The organism is Prosthecobacter sp. (genome assembly GCF_046154365.1).
GTDB lineage: Bacteria > Verrucomicrobiota > Verrucomicrobiia > Verrucomicrobiales > Verrucomicrobiaceae > Prosthecobacter.
Map to the genome: position 1 here is coordinate 1 of NZ_JBJXFV010000238.1, position 24,875 is coordinate 24,875.

General features: G+C 59.4%; 14 protein-coding genes. 5 read left to right on the forward strand and 9 right to left on the reverse strand.

The window, feature by feature from the left end:
• The first annotated feature begins 152 nt into the window (after positions 1-152).
• Together ACKVY0_RS29785 and ACKVY0_RS29790 are read left to right on the forward strand one after the other, a co-directional pair.
• The gene (locus tag ACKVY0_RS29785) at positions 153-440 is read left to right on the forward strand and encodes a hypothetical protein (protein ID WP_409218529.1); all 288 of its coding nucleotides are present in this window, start codon (positions 153-155) and stop codon (positions 438-440) included.
• 525 nt (positions 441-965) lie between these two features.
• Positions 966-4,895 carry an MBG domain-containing protein gene (locus ACKVY0_RS29790; protein WP_409218530.1) on the forward strand — a complete coding sequence of 1,310 codons (3,930 nt, stop codon included), beginning with the start codon at positions 966-968 and terminating at the stop codon, positions 4,893-4,895.
• Positions 4,896-5,147: 252 nt separating this feature from the next.
• On the opposite strand, the gene ACKVY0_RS29795 is transcribed toward ACKVY0_RS29790, so the two are convergent.
• The 4 genes from ACKVY0_RS29795 to ACKVY0_RS29810 form a co-directional block, all read right to left on the reverse strand.
• Complete coding sequence (locus ACKVY0_RS29795; RefSeq protein WP_409218531.1) at positions 5,148-6,182, reverse strand: MlaD family protein; 1,035 nt, start codon at positions 6,180-6,182, stop codon at positions 5,148-5,150.
• 32 nt (positions 6,183-6,214) lie between these two features.
• Entirely contained in the window at positions 6,215-7,015 is an 801-nt protein-coding gene (locus tag ACKVY0_RS29800; protein WP_409218532.1) for an ABC transporter ATP-binding protein, read from the reverse strand.
• A gap of 2 nt (positions 7,016-7,017) precedes the next feature.
• Entirely contained in the window at positions 7,018-7,821 is an 804-nt protein-coding gene (locus tag ACKVY0_RS29805; protein ID WP_409218533.1) for an MlaE family ABC transporter permease, read from the reverse strand.
• Positions 7,822-7,954: 133 nt separating this feature from the next.
• Complete coding sequence (locus tag ACKVY0_RS29810; protein ID WP_409218534.1) at positions 7,955-8,575, reverse strand: hypothetical protein; 621 nt, start codon at positions 8,573-8,575, stop codon at positions 7,955-7,957.
• 298 nt (positions 8,576-8,873) lie between these two features.
• On the opposite strand from ACKVY0_RS29810, the gene ACKVY0_RS29815 reads away from it, so the two are divergent.
• The 3 genes from ACKVY0_RS29815 to ACKVY0_RS29825 all read left to right on the forward strand — a co-directional run bounded on the left by ACKVY0_RS29815 (position 8,874) and on the right by ACKVY0_RS29825 (position 14,552).
• Positions 8,874-9,314, forward strand: a complete 441-nt coding sequence (locus ACKVY0_RS29815) for a 23S rRNA (pseudouridine(1915)-N(3))-methyltransferase RlmH (RefSeq protein ID WP_409218535.1) — start codon at positions 8,874-8,876, stop codon at positions 9,312-9,314.
• 297 nt (positions 9,315-9,611) lie between these two features.
• Entirely contained in the window at positions 9,612-12,407 is a 2,796-nt protein-coding gene (locus ACKVY0_RS29820; RefSeq protein ID WP_409218536.1) for a PAS domain S-box protein, read from the forward strand.
• A gap of 66 nt (positions 12,408-12,473) precedes the next feature.
• A complete protein-coding gene (locus tag ACKVY0_RS29825) occupies positions 12,474-14,552 on the forward strand; it encodes a hypothetical protein (RefSeq protein WP_409218537.1) in 2,079 nt (692 codons plus the stop codon).
• Positions 14,553-14,763: 211 nt separating this feature from the next.
• Here the strand turns inward: ACKVY0_RS29825 and ACKVY0_RS29830 are convergent, their stop codons facing one another.
• The 5 genes from ACKVY0_RS29830 to uvrA all read right to left on the reverse strand — a co-directional run bounded on the left by ACKVY0_RS29830 (position 14,764) and on the right by uvrA (position 24,870).
• Positions 14,764-16,836, reverse strand: a complete 2,073-nt coding sequence (locus tag ACKVY0_RS29830) for a hypothetical protein (protein WP_409218538.1) — start codon at positions 16,834-16,836, stop codon at positions 14,764-14,766.
• A gap of 137 nt (positions 16,837-16,973) precedes the next feature.
• The gene (locus tag ACKVY0_RS29835; RefSeq protein WP_409218539.1) at positions 16,974-17,690 is read right to left on the reverse strand and encodes a YebC/PmpR family DNA-binding transcriptional regulator; all 717 of its coding nucleotides are present in this window, start codon (positions 17,688-17,690) and stop codon (positions 16,974-16,976) included.
• A gap of 267 nt (positions 17,691-17,957) precedes the next feature.
• Positions 17,958-18,140, reverse strand: coding sequence for a DUF433 domain-containing protein (locus tag ACKVY0_RS29840; protein ID WP_409218540.1), 183 nt, complete (start codon positions 18,138-18,140; stop codon positions 17,958-17,960).
• Between the two features lie 44 nt (positions 18,141-18,184).
• Positions 18,185-19,183, reverse strand: a complete 999-nt coding sequence (locus tag ACKVY0_RS29845) for a hypothetical protein (protein ID WP_409218541.1) — start codon at positions 19,181-19,183, stop codon at positions 18,185-18,187.
• Complete coding sequence (gene uvrA, locus ACKVY0_RS29850; protein WP_409218542.1) at positions 19,150-24,870, reverse strand: excinuclease ABC subunit UvrA; 5,721 nt, start codon at positions 24,868-24,870, stop codon at positions 19,150-19,152. Before uvrA ends, ACKVY0_RS29845 begins: the two co-directional genes overlap by 34 nt.
• Positions 24,871-24,875: the final 5 nt, after the last annotated feature.

Below are 24,875 nucleotides of genomic sequence, written 5' to 3' on the forward strand. Positions count from 1 at the left end.
TGCGTGACCACGAGCGCAACGCACGCCACCACGAAGCCTTCGTTTATCTGGCAATGATCGGCCATAGCGCTCGCCATCTGGCGTCTCAAAACTAGTGATTATGAAGTTTTAACGGACAGGCTCTGAGCGATGAGAATGGTGAGAACATCGACGTGGCGGACTCGCAGGCGACACCTGACCGCGAACTCGACCGCAACTGGGCCAGAAGCGTGATCGACCGTGCATTGAACTGCATGAGTGTGGAACTGCATGCCCAAGGGCGCGGCGATGTGTGGGGCTGCCTGGAAAACAACGTGATCGAGGGCGCTCGTGCCGAGCGTCCGCAAAGCGGCGCGCTGCGCACGGCGCTGCATCGTGCCAGAAATCGTCTGCGTACGCTGATCCGTGCCGAATGCCGCCATGGCGAGAACGAGACCGTCCTGCATGCGGCACTGGCATGAGGGATTGATCCGAGGTGGGCCAAGGCTGCTGAACAGAACTGGCACTGGCGTGTCTTAGAACCGCTCTTCCTCGCTACTTCTTTGATTGACGGGCGTTTAGGGCGCACCCACCCTCGCCGCTTTTCCCGTTTCGATTCAACCCGCCTTATGTGCTCCAGTTCTTCCGCCCGCATGAGTGTTCGCACGTTTTTCTTCAGCCTCTTTGCATTGGCCTTTACCAGCGCTGCCCTGGCGGCACCGAATGCGCCGACGAGCCTGACCACTTTTATCACCAAGCAAGCCTCGAGCCACACCTATGCATGGTTATGGACGGATAATTCCACCGACGAGACTTCCTTTGTGATCAGCTATCGGATCGGACCTAGTGGAGGTTTTTCACCGTTATATACTGCATCTGCGTCCACTGGAACTGGTAGTGCGGGCGTCGTGCTTCCCGGGATTACGGCTTTGGCAAACGGTACGGATATATACTTTCAAGTGACTGCTCAAAACGGTAGCGGAGCATCTGCGCCAACAAACACGACGTTGGTCACCATCCCGGCGGATGCCTTTAACGTGCCATCGGCGGTTACCGCCACCGCCGTGAGCGAAACGGTGATCAATGTCACCTGGACCGACAATGCAACAACCGAAGACGGTGATGAGTTGGAGCTCAGCACGAATGGCGGGGCGAATTACACAAAGCTCGCAGACGTTTTGTTTTACCAGCAAAAATCAATCAACATCACGGGTTTGTCCCCTGGGCAGTCAGGCTACCGAGTTCGTTTGAGAACATACAAAGAGGGTACGCCAAGAACTTACACAGGCTACTCCACGGTGGCCAGCGCCACCACGCTGTTCAATGCTCCCACGGGTCTCACGGCCACGGTGCAAAACGACTCGTCTGTCTTGTTCACCTGGACTGACAATTCCAGTGCTGAGACCGGCTATGAAATCCAGTACAGCCCGGCGTCTGCGAATAATTTCAAGAAGCTCGGCACCCCCAGCGCCAATGCCACCAGCATCACCTTGGGCGGCTTCGGTCCGGGACAGTCCAGCCTCAGCCCGGGCCAGTCCTATGATTTCAAAGTCCGCGCCATTTTTAATAACGGCATCGCTATCAGCAACTCGGCATTCTCGTCGGTGGTGACCAGGTCCACCAAGGACGGCTTCACCAGCGCCACCTACAAGCAGATCGCCTACAACCAGCCCTTGACCTACCAGGCGGTGGTCACCGCCCTTTCTTCTCGCAACTCTTGGAACATCACCGGGCTGCCCACGGGACTCACTTTCAGCAGCACCACCGGTCAGATCACTGGCACCCCGACGGTGACCGGGGTTTTCAACTGCCCCATGACCGCAACTTTCGCCAGCGGCGCGACTGCCAGCACCACCTTGACACTGCGCGTCGTGCTGCCGCCCGTGGTCGCCACTTCCATACCTGCCCAAGTCACGACAGCCGGGGGTAATGTCTCCGTTCCTCTGGCAGACAAGTTCACCGACCCCGATACCACCTCTGCCGCGCGGCTGGTCACCAACCAGGGCACCATGGACTTCATCCTCTATGACACGACGACATCGACCCAGAGCGCGACACCGCAAACGGTGGCCAATTTCCTCAGCTACGTGCGAAACTTCGGCGTCTCAGACACGACCAACAAATACGATGGCGCACTCTTCCACCGCTCCATTCCGGGCTTCATCGTCCAAGGCGGTGCCTTCAAAGTCCAATCGGCACCGAATAACTTCTCCTCGATCACCACTTCGCCTTCGCCCACCAACGAACCGGTCAACTCCAATTCCCGCGGCACGGTGGCCATGGCCAAACTCGGCGGCGATCCGAACAGCGCGACAAATCAGTTCTTCGTCAACCTCGCTGATAACAGCGCCATTCTTGACGGCCAGAACGGTGGCTTCACGGCTTTCGCCCGCGTCGCCGGCAATGGCATAGCTGTGGCAGAGGCCATCGCTGCATTACCGACCGTCGATTCCTTGGTCAACGTCGGGGGTGTCTCCAACACTTCCCTGACCGATTGGCCGCTCACGAGCGCCAGCACGGTGATGGACACGACCAAGATGGTTTCCATTACGTCCGCCACCAAGAATGTGCCTTTGATCACTTACGCCATCACTGGCAACACGAATTCCACCGCCGTCAGCGCCAGCATCAGCACAACGGTGGACGGCAGCGGTATCAGCAGCAGCAGCCTGCAGATCAATGGTGGCTCCATCGGGCAGAGCAACGTGACGATGACTGCGACGGATCTGGATGGGAACACGGTTTCCCAGACGTTTACGGTGACGGTGGGTCAGGCACCGCTCATCACCAGCACCCCGCCCAGTGCGAGCGGCACGGTGGACGCGGCTTACAATTTCAACTACACCGCCTCCGGTTTTCCTGTGCCGACCTTTTCGGTTACCGCAGGCGCCTTGCCTCCCGGGCTGAGCCTGAGCAGCACCGGCGTTATTTCCGGCACCGCCACGACTGCGGGCACTTTTACCGGCACCGTGACCGCCACTAACAGTGTCAGCACTAACTCGCAAAATTTCAGCATAACGATCGCCAAAGCCGCAGCCAGCGTGACGCTGGGTAGTCTGTCGCAGTCCTATGATGGCACAGCGCGTGTTGCCACGGCAACGACAACGCCTGCGGGGAAAACCGTCGCCTTCACCTACAATGGGTCGAGTACACCGCCGACGAACGCAGGTACCTACGAGGTCATTGGCACCATTGTGGACAGCAACTATGCAGGAACCAGCACGCCTCAAGACCTCGTAGTCGCCAAAGCGGCCGCCACTGTAACGCTAGGCAGTCTCGCGCAAACCTATGATGGCACAGCGCGTGTAGCCACGGCGACAACGACGCCATCCGGCAAAACGGTTACCTTCACTTACAATGGTTTGAGCACACCGCCGACGAACGCAGGCACCTACGAGGTCATTGGCACCATTGTGGATAGCAACTATGCAGGAACCAGCACGCCTCAAGACCTCGTAGTCACCAAAGCGACCACCACTGTAACGCTAGGCAGTCTCGCGCAAACCTATGATGGCACAGCGCGTGTAGCCACGGCGACAACGACGCCGTCCGGCAAAACCGTGACCTTCACGTACAACGGCTCAAGCACGCCACCCACGAACGCGGGTACCTACGAGGTCATTGGCACCATTGTGGACAACAACTATGCAGGAACCAGCACTCCTCAAGACCTCGTAATCGCCAAGGCGACCGCCACCGTGACGCTGGGCAGTCTCGCACAAACCTACGATGGCACGGCCAAAGCGGCCACGAGCACGACCACGCCCTCTAACCTCAACGTCACCTACTCCTATGGCGGTTTCGCTACTCCGCCGACGACTGCAGGAAGTTACGCCGTTGTGGGCACCATCAACGACACGAACTACGCAGGCACGGCCAACGGCACGCTGGTGATTTCGAAGGCGACTGCCTCCCTCTCCCTCGGTAGCCTGTCGGCAACCTATGACGGCAGTCCGCACGCGGCCACGGCCTCTACCACGCCTAGCAGTCTCGCCGTGAACTTGACGTACGACAGTTCGTCCACGGCACCGACGACTGCAGGCAGTTATGCCGTCGCCGCCAGCATCAATGACGCAAACTACCAAGGCACCGCCACCGGCACCCTGGCGATCGCCAAAGCTGCCGCCAGCGTCACTCTCGGCAGCCTCGCACAGACGTTCAACGGCAATCCGAAGCCTGCATCAGCCACGACCACGCCTCCTGGTCTCACCGTGACCTTCACCTACGACACATCGGCCACGGCACCCACGAACGCAGGCAGCTACACTGTGATGGGCACTATCAGCGACATCAATTATGCAGGTTCGTCCGCAGACACGCTCGTCATTGCCAAAGCCACCGCCGCCATCACCCTGAACGGGCTGCTGCAAGCCTATGATGGCAGCCCGAAGCCCGTTTCGGCCACCACCACGCCGCCGGGACTCACGGTGAACATCACCTATGGCGGTTCAGCCACCGCCCCCACGAGTCATGGCAGCTATGCGGTTGCCGTCAGCATCAACGATGCGAATTACAGCGGCACGGGGACGGGAACACTGACCATCACGGGCCAGTCCGCCACCGGCTGGCGCACGCAGCACTTCTCCGCCGGGCAGATCACCGCCGGCCTAGCCGCCGATGATGCCGATCCCGATGGCGACGGCTTGAAAAACATGGCCGAATACGCCCTTGGAATGGATCCTCTGAGCCGGACCCCCGCATTGTTACCCACCCGCGATGCCAACGGCCTGACGCTGATTTTCACCCGGCCCAAAGATCTGCCGGACGTGACTTATGGTGCCGAGTCCACCGACAATCTGGGGAGCTGGAATTCTGTAACCCTGGAAGTCATCACCGATGGCCCGGTGCAAACCCTGCGCGCTCGTGACCCGCTCGCCAGCGGTAATCCAAACCGGCGGTTCATCCGCCTGAGCTTTGGGACTTCCGTGGTCGAATAGCCAAGGAGCGTGCTCAGCGCCGCGCCTTCGATGTCATCCAGCGCAAGCTCGATCTCAAATGAGTTGGCACGGACCCATGCCATTGGTTGGCGCGTGGGTTCATTTCTGTCAACAATCGACCCCCTGACCCTTTCTTGCTTATTGAACCTGCTGGTGAGCGACCCGCCGACGCAGGCGGAGGTGCAGTCCATCGCGACCAAGCTGGATGAGCTGATTGCGGCGCTGCGGCGGTAGCCAAGCGAGGAGCGAGGCTTATCTGCCGAAGATGCCGCGTTTTGGCGGAGTCGTGGACTCCTGCTGTTTTTTCAATTCTTCGGCACGCTGTTTTTCCGCCGTGTTCTTGTACCACAGCGGGCCGTTGACTTTGAAGTTGTAAATCAGGTCGCGGAAATCGTTCTTCATCTGCGGGTCGTTCATGAGGGCGCCCAGCAGGCCTTTGCCCGATGAGATGTTGGCGGCGGCGGCGGCGAAGCTGTCAGCGGCTTTTTTGATGGATTGCAGTGATTCTTCGGCGGTGCTCATGGCCTTGTCGGTTTTGGCGATGATAGGATCGAGTTTTTTGCTGGATTCCTCGATGCTTTTGGAGGCACTTTTGAAGCTGGTGGCAGCATCCTTGAGTTCAGCGAGCGTGGTCTTGAGGGTCAGGGCATTTTCTTCCCCGAGCACCTTGTCATCGACCCGTTTGAGGGTGCTATGGAGGTGCTCCATGCCTTCGGAGAAATTATGGATGGTGGCGTCGGAGAGCGCATCTTTGTTCACCTTGCTCATGGCTTCTTTGATGTCCTTGAGGGCGATTTTGACTTCATCGAGCACGACATCGACTTTTTCGCCGACGGCCTTGGCGGTGCTTTGGAGGTCGTTGAGTCCGCCGGCTTTTTCGCCTTCGATGACTTTATCATAGTCGTGTGGCAGGAAGACATCGGTCTCTTTGCCGCTGGGTTTGATTTCGACGAGCGCATCGCCCATGAGACCGGCGGAGCCGATGGCGAAGGTGGCATCAGCGGGGATCTTTACGTCTTTAAAGAGTTCAAGATCGATGATGACGCCGGTGAAGGTGGCGTTGAGGGCAGGTTTCTTGTCCACCTTGCCGACGCGGGAGCCGCCAAGGAAGACGGGGGAGCCTTCCTTGATGCCGGAGGCGTTCGCGAAGGCGACGTGCAGGTGATAGGTGTCTTTGAAGACTTCGCGTACGCGGCCGAACTGGAGGATGAGGCCGCCGAGCAGGAGCAGCCCGACGAACAGGAAGAGTCCGACGAGCATTTCGGTTTTTTTGTCGCTGTCGATCATGGTAGGGATGAGGAAGGTGGAAAAACGTGGGATTAGCCGGTGACGTCGGAACGGCCGTTGATGAAATTTTGCACAATGGGATCGGGTGAGGCGCGCAGCTCGTCAGGAGTGCCGAGGAAGTGAATTTTGCCGCGGTAGAGCATGGCGACGCGGTTGGCGATCTTGAAGATGCTGCGCATGTCGTGTGTGACGATGATGGAGGTGACGCCGAAGCGGCGCTGCATGCGCAGGATCATCTGGTCGATGATGTCGGAGCCGATGGGGTCGAGGCCGGAGTTCGGCTCGTCGTAGAGGATGCACTCGCTGCGGCAGATGATGGCGCGGGCGATGCCGGTGCGCTTGCGCATGCCGCCGGAGAGGCTGGTGGGGTATTTATCCAGGTGCTCGGCGAGATCGACGGCCTCCAGGGCCTCAAGTACGCGTCGCTTTATTTCCTTGCGGTCACGCACGCCGCTTTCCCACAACGGGAAGGCGACGTTTTCCTCCACGGTCATGCGGTCAAAGAGCGCGGCACCTTGGAACAGCATGCTGACCTTCTGCCGGATGGGGGCCATCTCGCGTTCGCCCAGGCGGTTCACATGCATGCCTGCCACGAAGACATCGCCGACATCCGGTCGTATGAGGCCGATGATGTGCTTCATCGTCACCGTCTTGCCTTCGCCGCTGGGGCCGATGATGCAGAGTGTTTCACCGTGGTAGAGCTTGAGGTCGATGCCACAAAGGATCTCCTGTTCGCCAAAGCGTTTGTGGAGATCCCGCAGTTCGATGAACACCTCGGCGGTGCCGTTTGGCGCGGCAGGTGGCTTCGTGCTGGCGGTGGGTGATGCAGCCATGGCTAGACGGTCCCGATGGGGAAGACGTAGTTGAGCAGGATGGAGAGAAAGAAATTAACGATGAGCAGGACGAGCGAGGAGATGACCACCGCACGTGTGGTTCCTAAACCGACGCCGACGGCGCCATTTTCCGCTGCCAAACCCTGATGGCACGAGATCAGGGTGATGAGCATGCCGAAGACGAAACCTTTGATCATGCCGATGGAAAGGTCCTCCATGTTGGTGTGGTCAATCATGTGTGTCAGATACCACGAGGCGGGCATGTCATAGCCGAAGCTCGTCACCATGTAGGAGGCGATCAGGCCGAAGGAGACGCTTTCCGCCACGAGAAAGGGCATGGAGATCATCATGGCCAGGAAGCGTGGCAGCACGAGGTAATCAACCGGATGCACGCCCATGACGCGCAGGGCATCGACCTGCTCGGTGACTTTCATGGTGCCGATGTCGGCGGCCATCGCCGCGCCGACGCGACCTGCGACCATCAAACCGGCCAGGACCGGGCCGAGTTCACGGCACAGGGCCACGGAAACGACGGCACCGACGGTCGTTTCAAAGCCAAATTCTTTGAACTTCGCGTAGCTTTGAAAGGTGAAGACCGCACCGGTGAAGGCACCTGTCACGATGACCACAGCTTGTGAGCCGTAGCCAATGGCGACGATCTGCTGTGCCACGAGCCGCAACCGCCACACCCGTGATCGCACGGCGAGCATCAACTCGCGCATCAGTGCGGCAAGCTGACCGAGGTAGGTCAGAAAGTGAAGAAAGGTGCGACCCGGAAGGGTCAGCAGGCTGGAGGGGGAATCCATCGCACGCCATCATGGCATGTTGTGACACGAAGGCAAATCACGGAACCGTTGAGCAAGAAATGAAAAGCCCCGTCTGGAATTTATTCCAGACGGGGCCAAGACTGATGATCAGCAGTGCTGACGAGAGCGTGCGTTACTGCGGCGGCACACGGAAGAGCTTGCCGGTGTAGGGGCATTTGACTTCCATGCCGACGGGCAGACCCGTAACGTCCACGAGCTGATGTTTGGCTGCAAACGGGCTGTTCACGAATCCTGGGCGTCCAGCAATGGGAGCGCCATATGGCAGTTCAGCCGCAGTGCTAGGAGCAGGAGTGGTCGCAGGCGGAGTGGATGGCGTGGCATTGTTCATCGCAGCGACAGTGCTGTTCGGAGCGACTGGTGCGGTGCGTGGGCGTTCCGGAGCCACAGGCGTCTTGGTACGAGCTGGAGCTGGTGTAGAAGCCAGATTTGAGGCCGTCACACTGCCTGGCACAAGGAAAGGACGCTGGGTGTAAGGGCAGACCACCTTGGCACCTGCGGACATGCCGCGAACATCGACGAGACGGGGAGGATTGGTGAACGGAGTGCGCACATAACCCGGAAGGTCAGGCACCGCTTGAGCGACGGGCATCGTGGATGCATTCAGCATGGATGGCGGCGGCGTAGAAGGACGCTCAGGGCCAACGACGGCGGTCGTCGGTGTTTGAGTCGCTGCGGTATTCTGTGCCAGCGTCTGCGAGCTAGAAGAACCCAGCGGTCCAGAGTCTTTCGACATGTAATAGGAGATCAGACCCTGGGATTGGATTTGCTGCCATGCGTGACGCGGAGGGACAGCGCAAGAAGCCAGCAGGCAAGCCGCAAGGCTGGCTGCGGTGAGACGAACCGTGGAGTAGGATGCTTGTGACATGGGCGTTGCGGTTAATTTTTGAATTAGCATTCTCAATTTAACGATCTTTTTAAATTATGCAACAACAAGGATGGTAATGCTGCGAAACAAAAGTAAACACCACTAAAAATTTCATAAATCAAGACTGATCTTGTTTATTCTTCTTGGACGCGCTCTCACTGTTTGTATGCAATGGCGCATCATCACAGTAGGAAAGCCCGGCCACCCGTGGGTGAAGGATGCTGTGGGGTTGTATTGGAAACGGCTCCAGCACTACGCCCGCTTTGAACATGTGGTGATCAAAGAAGCGCCGTTGTCACAGGTGGAGAGCCAGATTGCAACCGCCTGCGGCGACGCTCATTGCGTCTTGCTCGACGAACGCGGCAAACAACTGCGCAGTCTTGAATTGGCCAAATGGATCGAACACGAAGAAATTTCCAGTCGTAAACGCATTTGTATCGTGATCGGTGGCGCAGAGGGTCATTCGGAGCATTTCCGCGCTCATGCAAAAACATGCTGGTCACTTTCGACACTGACCATGCAGCACGACATTGCTCTCGTCGTGCTGGTGGAGCAGATTTATCGTGCCTACACCATTATGCGCGGAGAGCCATATCATCGTGAGTGAAAGTCAGAAAACTTATGTGACGATGAAGCTTGCCACGCGGTGTGTTTATTGCTGAATTGAGTCGCAAATCTTCGTATTTTCACCTTGTTGAGAACTTGAGAGAGGCTAATTTTTAAAACTTCTCAAATATTTCCCGCGATGTCTTCATCTGTGCTCAAAAACGTAATTCAACCCAAGGTGCAGACATCGCCGCTGGAAAAATATGGTGAGGACTCCCGGCCTCCGCGCACGGGAGCATCCGCATCTCAATTTGCCTCTAACTCCACTCACGAATCGTCTAAAACCGAATCTGAAGACATGGAACTGGTGCTCGGTGTCCTGGTGGAAAACGCCCCGGTGGCGATGGCTATGTTTGACCGTGCCATGCGCTACATGCTTGCCAACCGGCAGTGGATTCATGAATTCGGTTTGCAGCAGGTGCAGCCCCTCGTTGGCAGGAGCCAGTATGAGATATTTCCCGGTCTGCATCCTGGCTGGAGACAGGTCTATGAACGTGCGTTGCAGGGACACATCGTTCGTAGCGAGCACGACGCCTTCAGCGGACCAGACGGCCGCCATCTGGTCTATCGCTGGGAGGTTCGTCCTTGGCGCAAGAAGCGTGATGCCACTGTGGGTGGCCTGATGGTCACCTGTGAGAAGTTCACTTCACCACAGGCTGCTGCGGAGAACGAGCCCGAAACCACCTCCCCTTCGGACGACAAAGAAGGCCTCCAGACGACAACCAAAACGCCAGATCTGCTCGACTGCACCATGCCCATGCTCGTGCTGGATGCTCAAGGCGTGATCCAACGCGCCAATGTCGCCGCCGCACATCTCACACTGGACAAAGGCATTCAGGAAGGCACGACCAGCTTCTGGGAAATCTTTGGCGAAGGCCGCGATTTCACCGCCCTGCGTCAGCAAACGCTCGAAACACTCGCCAAAGTTGCTGCGGGTGAAGATAAAGCGCCCGGTTGCATCACCACGCGGCCAAATTCTTCTGCCGACCATGCCTCACCTTCGCGCTGGCTCGTTTCTTCTCTAGCACACAAAGGCTCCAGTGATTCTCCGCGTCGGTTCATGCTCATGGGGCTTCCACCGCAGGCAGCGGCCGAAACCGTGACGCGAGCGACCTTTCAAATGCCCGCGCCGGTTCCCGCAGCGGCTCCCGTTGCGGTTTCTACACCTGCGACTGACGCCGTCATGCAGCGCATGGAAGACGAGCTTTCACGCGCCCGTCAGGAACTGCGCACCCTCGCCGAGGCACAACACGCTTTTGGCAAACGCGAAATCCGTCTGCGCACTTATCTCGAAGGTGTTCCCTGCGGCGTCTTCGTTCTGGATGAACGTGGTGCCCCGGTGTTTCAAAACGAACGCCTCGCTAAGCTGCTCGGTCGTCCGCTCGAAAAAGACCAAACCGTCGAAAGCTGGCTCGCACATGCCTGCCCCACCGTCGAGCATCGCGAGCAGGTCACGCTCGCCTGGCGTGAGAGCGTTTGGCGTCGTCAGCTCACGCGCACCGTGTCACTCGCCACGGCGGATGGCCTGCTCAAAGAACTCGAGTTTCACCCCATCGCACTGCCCGGCGGCGGCTTGCTCGTCAGCATACAGGACGCCACCGAGCACACCCGGCATGAAGAGCAGCTCCGCAGCATGGAGGCCAAGCTGCGCACGCTGTTGCAGGGCAGTCCTATCGCCATTGTCCTCACCGACAAGACCGGCGTCATCTTTGAGGTCAATCAGCATGCTGAATCGCTGCTCGGCCAGGCCAAGTCCGAGCTGCGCCGCTATCCGCTCGATGCTTGGCTCGATCCCGACAGCGCTACCGCCCGGCGCGATGCCCTGCGTGGCTTGCAAACCAGCGGCAGGCAGGCAGAAGCGCTCGGCGTTCGCATCAAACGCGTCGATGGCTCCTTCTCCAATGCCATTCTGCACCTCGCCACCGTGCCTGATGCACAGGGCGAAACGCATTGCACGATTCATTATCTCCAAGAGGTCACAGCACCCGAAATCGTTGCCGCATCGCCTTCCGTTTTGCCGGTTGCGCCAAGCATCGCCACGTCATCAGCCATCACACAGCAAACGCAAGCCACCTTGCTCACCACCGATGCGAATGGCCGCGTCCGCACCTGGCCCGAGTTGGCGCAGCAAATCTTCGACCTTGATGCCACCACCGCCATCGGTCGTCCGTTGCATCAGTTCTTCCGTCCGTCAGACTCCACCGGGTTCTTTGCCGATCTCGCTCAGCAGGCCGCTGATCCGCAAAACGCCATTGAACGGCCATTCTACGGCGGCAACGGCAAACGCGGTGCCGTGAAAATCAGTGCTCGCATGCTCGATGACGGCGGCTTTGAACTCACCTCGCACGCGGCTCAGCAGTTCGCGTCACCCCAGGTCCAGCTAACGCAGCCCGTCGCTTTGAAAGCCGCTGTGCCACTCGCCTTCCAGGTGGTTTCGCCCTCCAGCCAGCGCTGGCCCGTCGTCGATCTCGAGCGTGAAAAACTCCTGCTCACCGAGACGCATCACCGCATCAAGAATCATCTCCAGATCATCTCCAGCCTGCTGAACATGCAGATCAATGGCGTGAGCGATCAGGACGCGCGTGACGCCCTGCGCTCCAGCCAGAGTCGCGTGCGTGCCATCGCCGCGTTGCATCAGCATCTCTATCAGGTCGCTCTCGGGAAAGGCGACACCTTCAGCGACTTCACGCGCGATCTCGTCGCGCATCTGCGTGAGTGCTACCAACTGCCTGCGGAACAAATCAGCGTGCGTTTGGAAATCCAGGAAGGCCCCATCCAGCAGGAATGGCTCATGCCACTCGCCCTCACGCTCAATGAGGCGCTCTCCAACTGCCTCGAACACGCCTATCCGCATGGTCGCCGGGGACAGATCACCGCCACGCTGAACTACACTCAGTCCAGTGGTGAACTCATCATCAGTGACGACGGTATCGGCCTGCCACCCGAGTTTCATCCTGGCGAAGGTGCCGGTCTCGGCCTCAAAATCCTCGCCGTCTTCGCCGAGCAGATGCGCGGCCAGCTTTTCGTGCAGGGCAATCCCGATCAAGGCGCCGAGATCAAGCTGCGCTTCCCGCTCGTTTCACAAGAAGGATAAACCTTCGGCGCAGCACATTCCTTTTGCGAAGTGCCGGGTCACCCGTGACAATGGCATGTGCGAATCATGACCACGGCCTCTTTGCGCCTCCTTGCGTTCCTCACGCTGGGCCTCGGCACCATCTCCGCACAGCCCGTCACCACGCGTACCGATAACGTCGCCAAGCTGCTCAACGACTGGTTCATCAATGGCACCGCTGCTGGACTCAAGGCCATCACCTATGAAAATCGCGACGGTCAGCACTCGCCGCTGAACACCGCGCAGTATCCGCTGCTGCAAGTCTTCAAAGGCGCGGAGAATGACAAAGGTGCCGCCACACAACTGCGCCCCCAGCCCACGCTGGGCAACTGCTCCATGGCCTCCGCCGCCACCCAGCTCGGCTGCCTGCCGCGCCTCTACATGATGGACCCCGGCGGCAACCGCTTCCTCGCGCAGCAGTATCTCTCCAACAACCTCTTCATCTATCCCGAACACCAGGACCACGACATCGGTGCCAATGGCATCGGCGGGGGTTACGGCGATCTCCTGCCGCTCAACACTCCCGCCTTGCTCATCTCCCAAGGCTCCTCCTACACCGACCAGCCCTTCTTGCAGGCGCTGCTCTCCGCCGCCGCCGCCCTTCCTCCCGACACGCAGAAACTGCTCATCGAGAAAAAACTGCTCATGCCCACGCTGCAGTCCATCTTTCGTCGCTCGAACAAGATGGTTCAAACTCCTGAGGACTACTTCACTGGCAAAGCTCATCCGCCAGTTTTTGACAGTACTCAGATCGACGAAGAAAAAATGGTGCGCATCGCGCATGAGATGACGCCCGAGAAAATCCCACCGCTCGTGCTGCTTCAGGTCATCGAAGAAACCAAGATCGAAGCCGGTAAAAACTACTTCGAACTGCCCGGCGCTTATCCCTGGCAGTTGTCCGACACACCCGTCTCCATCGCCCGTGTCCTGCGCGGCAATGAAGCCGAGCACGGCTTGCTCATCGGTTTCGACAAGACGCTCAACCTCGTCAAAGCCCCGCTGCAAATGCGTGCCACCGTGCTGCAAGGCGATCCGCGCTTCGTTCGCATCGAATCCGCACCCGGCGGCAATGTCATGCGTCTCCGCGTTCGCTGGCAGCCCCCCGTCATCGCCGCCACCGGCATTCGCAGCCATCGCATCGACATCGGCATCTTTGCCGACAACGGTGCCAGCATCAGCGCCCCGGCCATCATCAGTTTTTACATGCTGCCCAACGAGATGCACTTCTACGACGAGCAGGGCCGTGTTGCCGAAATCCATTATCAAACCCACAACCCCGACTTCGGTCTTCCCACTTCCGAAACCGACTCACGCTGGGTGAAAGTTCTCTTCGCCTTCTGTTTGAAGGACACCAACCTGCGTGGCCGTCTCCTCGATCAAATCCTCACTCCCGCCGAACGCAGCGGCCTGCAAAAACACTATCTCGCTCTCAAAGAGCAGGTTGATGCCCTCACCGCCGCCGAACGCGATGATAAACGCAAAGACGAAGCCGCCAAGCTGCGCTCCAAACTCGGTGAAGCCATCAGCACCGCTCTGAAGACACGTATCGACGAAAAATCCGAGTTCACCGTTCGCAACACCATCGAAAAAGTGCTCCACACCATCGCCAGCTTTCATCCCTTCTACCTCGGCTCCCAGCGCGAACTCGACGCCCTCGCCGCAGCGTCTCCCAAGTCTTCCGCCGTCGCCGATGTCCGTGCCGAACTCCATCGCCTCATCATGCAGGGCGTCCTCGTCGAGCAGGCCTCCGGCCAGATCGACACCATGTCCCCGCCCGACCAGCTCTCCCTCGGCGAACGCTACATGCTGCGCGGCCTCAATCTCACGCTGCTGAGCCAGGTCCTCTTCGCCGACGTCCTCGAACGCTCCACCGCCCCCGCCTACGTCAGTCCGCGCCTCACCACGCCCAAGCAATGGCGCGATGTCTATCGCTACGATCCCGATTCGGGTGACTTGCAGGGCTGGATTCGCTACACCGGTGCCCGCATCGCCAACTTCGACGCAGCCGGCCGCCTTCTCCCCGACGGCCCCAAAGGCAAAGCCGTCCCCGTCATCTACACCAAAGACGAAAACGGCGCACTCCTCTGGCAACCCCAGGCCGCACCTGCGGTCGTCTCACCGAAGTAATGGAGCGCGAGTGTGTCGCAGACCACTCGCCACTTGGTTTGGCCCAGCGATCACCAATCGCCCAACAGTGACGAGCGACTCCTTCATTCCCTGAAGACCAACGGTCTTCCGTCATACAGCCCAGGGTTGGAACAACCCTGGGATTTGGCAGAGAGGGAGAGGCTTTCCAAGGGCGAACCCCAACGGGGTTCCGTCCGCTGGTCGATTGACATCAATCATAACTCAACACATCACGCATCCCCCACGACACACGCCCCCGGCCCTGCCTTTCCTCACTCCACAGCCTCACCTCCATCACCCCACACGGCTCCAGCCACTTCAACGTCGTCTTCAATCCGTCCGCCCCGCCATTCTGCGCACGCACCATCGCAAACGCCTTCAAAAACTCCCGCAGCTTCGTGAAGCTCACCTTCACCCGCATCCCCGTCGGCACCAATGCGTTACCCGGCTGCCTTATATTTTCCGCAAATCGATTCTGCTGCGTCCGTGACGTGCCCAGCATGAACAACTTCTCCGTCAGCGAAGCACACGGCACCAAGTCCTCCGATTCAAACGGCAGAGTATAAAGATAGCTGGTCAGATCGTCGCTCCGCTTCGTCACCACCGACGGCAGCTCGATCGGCTGCGCCGCAGGCACCTGCTTCAGCAATTTCTGCAACGCCATCTCCATGTTCTGCCACGACACGCCGATCAGCTCACGGTTCTTGATCTCATGCACCATCGCCAAGCGTGGCAGCGGCACCGCCTCTCCCCCCGGCGGCAAACCCGGCAGCAGCGGCATCTTCCCACCGGTATCGAGAATAATCGCGCCATCACTCTCCAGCGCCTTCTGCCAGATCGTCTTCGTCCCGTCATACACGCTGAGCACACCCGGCAGCACCGCTTGATCCACCAGCTTGAGCGTCTCCGCTGCCTGCTCTCCACCCACGCCCGCCTTGACCAGCTCCTTTGCCGTCGCGTGTGCCATTTTCATCCACGCTTCAAAATACGTCCGGCCAGCTCCCGTCGTCGAACCATGGCCGCTCATGCCAAACACCACTTCCGGCTCATCCAGCAACGCCGTGAACTGCGACGCCTTCGCCAACGCCTCCATCTTCGCTTTCGCGCTACCACCGGCCCAATCCACCTGCAAACCACCGTCCCACCACGCCACCGCCGCGCCACTCGTGTGCTCGCGATGAAAAAATGCCCGCTCTGCCGCCGCCAGTTCCACCGCCTGAGGCTCCAGCGCCCGCGCCATACCCGCAAACATCTTCTCCGACTGCAAACCCGCTAACAACCCGCGCACAATCGGCTGAAACGGCTGATCCGATTGCAGCACATCCCAAAACGGTCCGTCCCAGCACGCGATCAATCCCAGGCCCTTCAGCGCATCCGCATCCAGCGTCCGCATCTCCGGCCGCGCTAGCATCGAATCCTCCACCGAATTCGCCAGCCGGATCTGCTCTGTCGCTTTCGCCACCGCCACATACGCACGCTCTTTTCCCAAGCCCAGCGCCAGCACCCACTTCTTCCGCGCCAGCACATCCAGCCCGCGTGCGATCCGGTCCTTCATCTCCGGCGTGATCTCTGGCATCGCCTTCACCAGCGCCGCCAACCATTCCCGCCGCCGTTCCACCGTCAGCACCGTGCCCATCGCGATCTCATGCACCGTGATCTGCTCCCCCTGCGTCGTCACGATGCGCGACTGCGGCGCATCCCCCAGCCATTCGGCCAGATGCAGTTGGTCACTTGCCAGCTTCAACACCTGCTCCGGTGTCGGCGATGCCACGCCGATCATCACCGGCGGCATCTCAAATCGCTCCAGCAGCAGAATCAGCGCCTCCAGCACCTCGGGATCACGCAGCGCCGCCTCCATCAGCCTCTTCGCATCAAAACTCGTCCCCAAACCCGCCAGCACACCGCCGCTCATCATCCCGCGATACGCCGTCTCGTTGTACAGATCATTCAACTGCCGCAGCAGTGCGATGCTCTTCACGCTCTCCTTGCCAAACGCGATGAACATCTCATCCACCGCCACATTCATCGATCCACTCGTCGCCGGCGTCTGGTCCTCCACCAACGCCATCATCTGCCGCCACCAGTTCGACGCCTTCAACGCCTCCGCATGCTTTTTCCACTGCACGCTGCTCACGCAAAATTCCACATCCCCCGCCACCCGCCCCGCCAGCCCCAGCTTCGCCGCCTCCGTTATCAACGTCGGCATCACCACGACGGGCACATCCGCCTTCGGCTTTGCAGCAGCCTTCTTTTTACATCCACAAAGCGGCACTAGCAGCGTCATCAAAACCACAACGCTGCATCGCACCCAACGCAAATCCCCTCTCCCCGCCATAACAGCTCTTAGCTCAAACATCATCTTCGGGGCTGCGAAGCCGCGAAGCGAAAGGCCGGGTGAGGGGGCATCCATAACATCAGCCGCTACTTCAGCGCCGCATACACCCGATGCACATCATCATGCGCATCCAGCGTCTGCAAAAACTCCGTCACCTCCTCGCGCTGCTCATCCGTCAACTCCGGGAACTCCTTCGGCACATAGCTCATTTCGGAAGTCGTCACCTGCCAGCCAGCCGCTTTCAGCGCCTTCGTCACCGCATCCAGGCTCGTCATCTGGCAAAAGAACCGCGCTCCGAGGTGTCCCACCACTTCTTCATCCTCGACCTCCATCGGCTCCACATTGTCCGCCTCGGCCTCCAGCGCCGCCACTTCGATGTCCAGCGACTTGTCCGCATGATGCGCTTCGATCACACCGCAGTGATCAAACATCCAAGCCACCTTGCCCATGCTGCCCGCGCGGAACAGCACCTTGATGTCCGAGGACGTGCGGTTGTTGTTGTCCGTCAGGCATTCCACGATCACCGGCACCCGGTGCGGCGTAAAGCCCTCATAAGTCGTCGTCTCATACTGCACCGCATCCGGTCCCGTGCCCGAGCCCTTCGCAATCGCCCGCTCAATGGTGTCCCGCGTCACACTCTGCTTCTTCGCGATCGCCACCGCCGCCGCCAGCCGTGCATTGTACTCCGGATGCGGCCCACCCAGCTTCGCCGCCACCTGAATTTCCCGCACCAGCTTCCCCGTGATCTTCCCCTTCTGGTCCGCGGCCATTTCCCGCCATTTCTGTTTCCATTGTGCGCCCATGATGTGTCTTTCAGTTCAAAGTTAGGCGCGCACCAAAGGTGGGAGCAGGGGGAATGCAAGCCGTGCCGTAGCGCGGTATTCCGATACCGCGAACACGCCGTCACGGAATCGGAATTCCGCGCAACATCCGGGCTGTTGTTTTCACGACGCTTTCACCCGGCTGAGGCGCTGTTGTAGTTGCGTGTTGCCCAGCTTCGTCAGTATGACCTCGGTCCGCTTCTCACGTTCCTGAATCTGGCTCTCCATCTCTTCCACATGATCATAGAATCACGCCAGAGCAGCATGAATCTGCGCCAGGCTGAGGTCAGGATGATTCTCATGCAGCGCCTCAGCACTCCAGCCATGCGCCAGGTGCTCGCCCGCGATCATCACCACCTTGTAGCCGGTGTCATCGACCCACGCCTCGTTCGAGGCGTCGCGCCAGATATGCGGCATGATTTGAGCAGGCATGGCCTATGCTTGGCTCATAGGCATCTTTGTTCAAGCTGGCATATTTACGGCACCGACCTGATTCGAACTTTGTACCAGCGTGATCCTCCTTCAGGATCACGCATCGTCACCACAAAGTGATCATCTTTGATCGTGCTGGCAACAGGAGTGCGGTTCTCGTGCTTGCCAAATCGCTCCTTGGAAACGAGCACCGTCTCGGCCACCAGTTTAGGTGCCGTCGTTTTGATAAGATACACGTCGCTCGTATCAGGTCCGCGATCTCCTTTCACACGCCACTTGGGCTTCCAGCGGCTACCGTTCACATAGGTGGCCTCATTGGAGCCTTCATGCAGGCCCGGCTTGGCTTCGCTACCAGGCACCATCCAGTAGATGCCTTCTTTCGTGACGTGCAGCTCGGAACCACCATCAATAAGAGCTTCTACTGTGAATCCTTCGACGGCCTCCTGCTTGGCTCCCGACAGGTTCTTGGGGGGAGCCAGTTTGTCAGCTTCCTCGCGAAACTCCCGCATCTTGGCGTCTGCCGCATTGGCCCCAGGCAGGTCACCAGACTTGAGCAGGTCCACTTTCACCTTGTCGAGTCGCGGGATGAATTGGTTGTTTAGGCCACTGATGCCTGCAAACACCTTGGTCGCATGCTCTTTCAGCACCGCCACGGCCGCTGGCGGCAGCCCCTCCGGGGGAGTTGCTTTTTCCGGTGAAGTGATGGGCAAAGAAGCAATGGCCACGTTGATGGCGTTGGCGGCTTCGAGTTTGCCACTTTTCATCTGCTCCTTCAGCACCTCTTGAAGCTGCGACTTTGCCAGTTCTTTGAGCCGGTCGATCCCTTCAGTCTTCTTTGCCTGATACTCCGCTAATTCAAACGCCAGAACAGCCGGAAGAGCGGCTGTGGCATTTTGTTGTGCCATGGCTGAGAACGTCTTGAGTAGGAGTATGAAGAGGATGAAGAACTGTTTCATGGCGCATGAGGTGATGAGTCGCCGAATGTTTCCGAACGGATCAGCCAACGCAATCACAAAAACCGCGCCGTCCGGCTCTCCTTGCACTTCTTCACCTGCTCGGGCGTTCCTGCGGCGACGACACGGCCGCCTTCGGCTCCAGCCTCGGGGCCGATGTCGATGAGGAAGTCGGCTTCGGCATAGACGTCGGGGTGATGCTCGATGACGACGACGGTGTGGCCTTCATCGACGAGGCGGTGCAGCACGTCGATGAGCTTGGCGACGTCCTGGATGTGCAGGCCGATGGTGGGCTCTTCGATGAGGTAGAGATTGCGCTTCCCGGCCTTGGTGATGCCTTTGAGCTGCTCTTTGATGGTGCGGCCGTCGCCGCTGCGCAGTTCGGTGACGAGCTTGATGCGCTGCGCTTCGCCGCCGCTGAGCGTGGGGCTGGGCTGGCCGAGCTGGAGATAGCCCAGGCCGGTGTCGGCGAGCAGTTTGAGCGGACGCGCGATCTTTTGCACGGGCGCGAAGAACTCGGCGGACTCGCTGATGCTCATGCGCAGCACTTCGCCGATGTGTTTGCCGTTGTACTCGACTTCGAGCGTCGCGGCATTGAAGCGCAGGCCGTTGCAGGTCTCGCAATGCACGCGCGTCGTTGGGAGGAAGGCCATTTCGACTTTGATCTCGCCATTGCCGCCGCAGGTCTCGCAGCGCCCGCCTTCGGTGTTGAAGGAGAAACGGCCCGAGGAGTAGCCACGCGTTCTGGCGAGCGGCACCTGTGCGAAAAGCTTCCGAATGTCATCCCAGATGCCCACATACGTCGCCGGGCACGATCGACTGGTCTTCCCAATCGGCGATTGATCGACCTCATGCACCGTCTGCAAATTCTCAAAGCCCGTGATGCTCTTCCATGCGTGAACGATCTTGGCTTTCGACTTGCTGATCTTCTCGCGCACCGCTGGCGACAGAGCGCCATGCATCAGCGAACTCTTGCCGCTGCCACTCACGCCCGTGAGCACGGTCAAACGGACGAGCGGGATCGCGACATCGACGTTTTTGAGGTTGTTCGCCGTCGCGCCGGTCACGCGCAGCCAGCCGTCTTTCGATTTGAGCGCAGGCAAGGCACGCCGCTCGCCGCGTGAGGGATGTTTGAGCGGTTTGTTCAGGCTCTGGCCCGTCACACTCTTCTTGTTCTTCAGCAGATGCGCCAGCGTGCCTTGCGCAATGACTTCGCCGCCGAATTTGCCCGCGCCCGGCCCGAGATCGAGAATCGTGTCCGCACGCCGCATCGTTTCGTCATCGTGCTCGACGACGAGCAGCGAGTTGCCCTTGTCCCGCAGCGCGGAGAGCGTGTCGAGCAGCTTCTCGTTGTCGCGTGGATGCAGGCCGATGGTTGGCTCATCGAGCACATACAACACACCGCGCAGATTGCTGCCGAGCTGGGCGGACAAACGTATGCGCTGCGCCTCGCCGCCGCTGAGCGTGTCGGCACTGCGATTGAGCTGGAGATAACCCAGGCCCACCTCCTGCATGAATTTGAGCCGCTGCTCGATCTCCTTCACGATGTCGCGTGCGATGATCGCCTCCGTGCCCGCAAACTTGAGTTTGCCCATCAGTTTGCCCGCATCGCCCGCGGTGAGCGAGGTGAAGTCCTGAATTGTGCTGCCTTGAAGCTGCACTGCGCGGCCAATCTCATTGATGCGGCTGCCGTGGCAGCTCGTGCAGGTTTGGCGCGGCGCATCTTCCTCGTCTTCGCTGTTGAAACGGCGTTCTTCTTCCATCTCGGCCTCCAGCACCGATACATCGGGCTGACGATCGCTCAGATCGAGTTTGCGACCGACGACGCCAAAGCCTCGGCAGTCTTTGCACCAGCCATGCGGGCTGTTGAAGCTGAACAGGCGCGGATCAAGCTCCTCAAACGACAAACCGCACGTAGGACAGCTCATCTCCGTGCTCAGCACCGATATCGATTTATCCGCCAAGCGCAGCTTGATTGTGCCCTTGCCCATCTTGATCGCCGCTTCGACCAGCGGACGCAATTTCTCATCCGAATCGGCCTTCGTGACCTTCGCGATCACCGCATCGATGTTGTGCTCCTTGAAGCGCTCCAACCGTTGGAAGCCCATTGTCTCGCGAAACTCGCCATCGACGAGCAATGTCTCGATGCCATGCCGCTGCGCATGATCCGCCACCTCGTTGTGGAATCCTTTACGCGCCTTGATCAGCGGTGCCAGCAGATGCAGCGGCCCTTTGGTCGCCTGCTTCATCACCGCATTCAAAATGGACTGCACGCTCTGCTTCTTCACCGGCACGGCACACTTCGGGCAATACTGCGTACCCAGCTTCGCAAACAGCAGGCGCAGGAAGTGATACGACTCCGTCACCGTCGCCACCGTCGATTTGCCGCCGCCACGCGAGATGCGCTGCTCAATGGCCACCGTCGGCGGCACGCCCGTGATCAGATCGACCTCCGGCTTCTCCATCTGCTCCACAAACGTCCGCGCATACACCGACATGCTGTCGAGGAAGCGCCGCTGCCCTTCCGCAAAGATCAAATCAAACGCCAACGACGACTTGCCCGAGCCGCTGAGGCCGGTGACGACCACGAATTGATCACGTGGGATGTCGAGCGAGATGTTCTTCAAGTTGTGCTCTCTGGCTCCGCGGATGCTGATCGTGTTGGCGGACTTTAAGTGCTGAGTGCTCAGTGCTGAGTGCTCAGTCTTCGCTTTCGAGGTCGCCTTGTAACTCGCCGCTTCTTCTCTAAGCACTGAGCACTGAGCACTGAGCACTTGTTTGAGATACCGCCCGGTATGCGACGCCTCACACTCCATCACTTCCTCCGGCGTCCCCGCAATCACCAGCGCACCGCCCGCAGCGCCGCCTTCCGGCCCGAGATCAATGACCCAGTCGGCGCATTTGATGACTTCGAGGTTGTGCTCGATCACGAGCAGGCTGTGGCCTTCGTTGACGAGGCGTTGCAGCAGTTTCACCAGCAGCGCGATGTCATCGAAGTGCAGTCCGGTGGTCGGTTCGTCGAGCAGCAGCAGGCTGCCGGAGCCTTGCTTCGCTTTGGGATTCGTGGGGTTCTCAATGAGATGCCCGATGAGCTTCAAACGCTGCGCCTCACCACCGGAAAGCGTGTTGAGCGGCTGCCCGAGCTTCAAGTAGCCAAGTCCGGCCTCGTTGAGCATCTGAAGCTGCACCACGATCTGCGCGGCTTTCTTTGAAGACTCAAACAACGTGCTGCTAAACCACGCCACCGACTCCTCGGCGGTCAAACCGAGCACGTCGTGGATGCTTTTGCCGTGCAGCAGGATTTTCAGCGCATGCGGCTGATAGCGACGGCCTTCGCATTCGGGGCACGTCACATAGAGATCGCTGAGGAACTGCATCTCGATCTTCTCGTAGCCATTCCCTGCGCAACGCTCGCAGCGGCCTTCGCCGGAATTGAAACTGAAGAAGCCCGGCATGATGCCCTGTGTCTTTGCATCCTCCGTTTCGGAGAACAGCGTGCGAATGTGATCAAACGCGCCGAGAAACACCGCCGGTGTGGAGCGCGGCGTGCGCGCCAGTGGTGATTGATCCACCATCACGACCTCACGCAAGTTTTCATGGCCCGTGATCTTGCTCACGCGGCCCGGTTCATCCTCGCAGACCTCGCCCCGCAGCTTTTGCAGGTTCCGGTAAAGCACGTCATGCACCAGCGTCGATTTGCCGGAGCCGCTCACGCCCGTGACGCAGCAGAACACACCGAGCGGGATGTCCACATCGAGCTTCTTGAGGTTGTTTTGGCGTGCGCCGAAAATTCTCAAGTGCTCAGTGCTGAGTGCTGAGTGCTCAGTTTTGAGTTTCTTGGTCTTTGGCGCTTCACTAAGAACTGAGCACTGAGCACTGAGCACTTTCCGCCTCTTTTCAGGCACGGGCACCGACTTCCGCCCAAACAAGTAGTCGCCCGTCAGAGAACCCACTTTGGCACTCAACTTCGAAAGCGGCCCGCTAAAAACCAACTCACCACCTTTGTCACCGCGCCCTGGGCCGATATCGATGACGTTGTCGGCGCTGCGCATGACGGCTTCCTCGTGCTCGACGACGAGCAGCGTGTTGCCTTTGTCACGCAGGCCTTCCATGACGCCGATGAGGCGGCCGATGTCGCGCGGATGCAGTCCGATGCTTGGTTCATCAAGCACGAACAGCGTGTTCACCAGCGAAGCACCGAGACAGGTCGTCAAATTCACGCGCTGGAGTTCTCCACCGCTCAACGTGCGTGTTTGACGATCCAGATTCAAATAACCGAGGCCCGCACGATCCATGTAGCTGATGCGGCTGGCGATTTCGTCGCGCAGCATCGCGGCGGCGTGATCGCCGTCTTTGAGCGGCCAGGATTGCACCAGCGGATGCAGATCGCTCACCGGCAGACGCCACAGATCGGCCAGCGTGTGCTCGCCGATGCGGAAGCTGTGCGCCTCCTTCTTCAAACGACCACCACCGCAATCCATGCACTCGGTGTAGGCGCGGTAGCGGCTCAGGAACACGCGCACATGCATCTTGTAGCTGCGCGACTCCTGCCACTTGAAGAACCCTCGCACGCCATACCACTCACCGCGATTGTAGGCGACTTCTGGATCGTCATTCGTGCCTTCGATGAGCCACTTGCGATCCGCATCGCTGTAATCTTCAAACGGCTTGTGAATATCAACGCTACGCTTCCGCGCAGCACGTTCGAGATCGAGCTGCGACTCGCCATAAGTGCTGCCTTGGAACGGACGGACGAGACCTTGATTGATGCTCAGTGATTCATCGGGAATCGCTTTCCCCATGTCGAGACCGAGCGTGCGGCCAAAGCCACGGCAGGTCGGACACGCGCCGATGGGACTGTTGAAGCTGAAGAGGCCCGGTGTGGGTGTTGGGAGTGTGATGGCGCAGTCGGCGCAGCTCCAGTCGGTGGAGAAGGAGAACTGCAAGTGCTCAGTGCTCAGTGCTGAGTGCTCAGTTTTCTTTGGCGCAGGCTTGGACTGAAAACTGAGCACTGAGGACTGAGCACTTGGCTCGATCACGCATGTGACGTGGCCCTTGCCAAAACGCAGCGCTGCCTCAACCGCCTCGCTGATGCGTGCGCGCTGTTTTGCTTCGAGCGTGACACGATCCTGCACCACCATCACCTGCGCTGGCAGTTTGCGCTCGGTGATTTCATCGAGTCGAACGATCTGGCCATACAACCAGATGCGCACGAAGCCTTGCGCTTGCAGGAAGGCCGCGAAATCGGCCGACGCCGTGTCCTTCGGGACCGGAACGGGAAACAGAATCAGCGCCTGCTTGCCTGTGTGGCCGTGCAGCAGCGTGTGCAGGATACTCTCCGTCGTTTCCGGCTTCACGGGCTGCTTGCACGACGGACACGTCGCCGATGCGAGGCGCGGGAAGAGCATCTTGAGGTAATCATTGATCTCCGTGATCGTGCCGACGGTCGAGCGCGTGCTGCGCATGTTGTTCACCTGCTCGATGGCGATGGCGGGCGGGATGCCCTCGATCGAATCCACCTGCGGCTTGTCCATGCGCTCGAAAAATTGCCGCGTGTATGGCGAAAACGTCTCCACATACCGCCGTTGGCCTTCCGCATAGATTGTATCGAAGGCGAGCGACGATTTTCCCGAACCACTCGGGCCTGTGATGACGTTCAGCTTACCGAGTGGCAGGTCGAGATCGATGCCTTTGAGATTATTCTGCCGTGCTCCACGAATGCGGATGACGTCATCAGAGATTGGGCGACGGGCAGTTTTTTTCGGAACACGAGACATGGGGA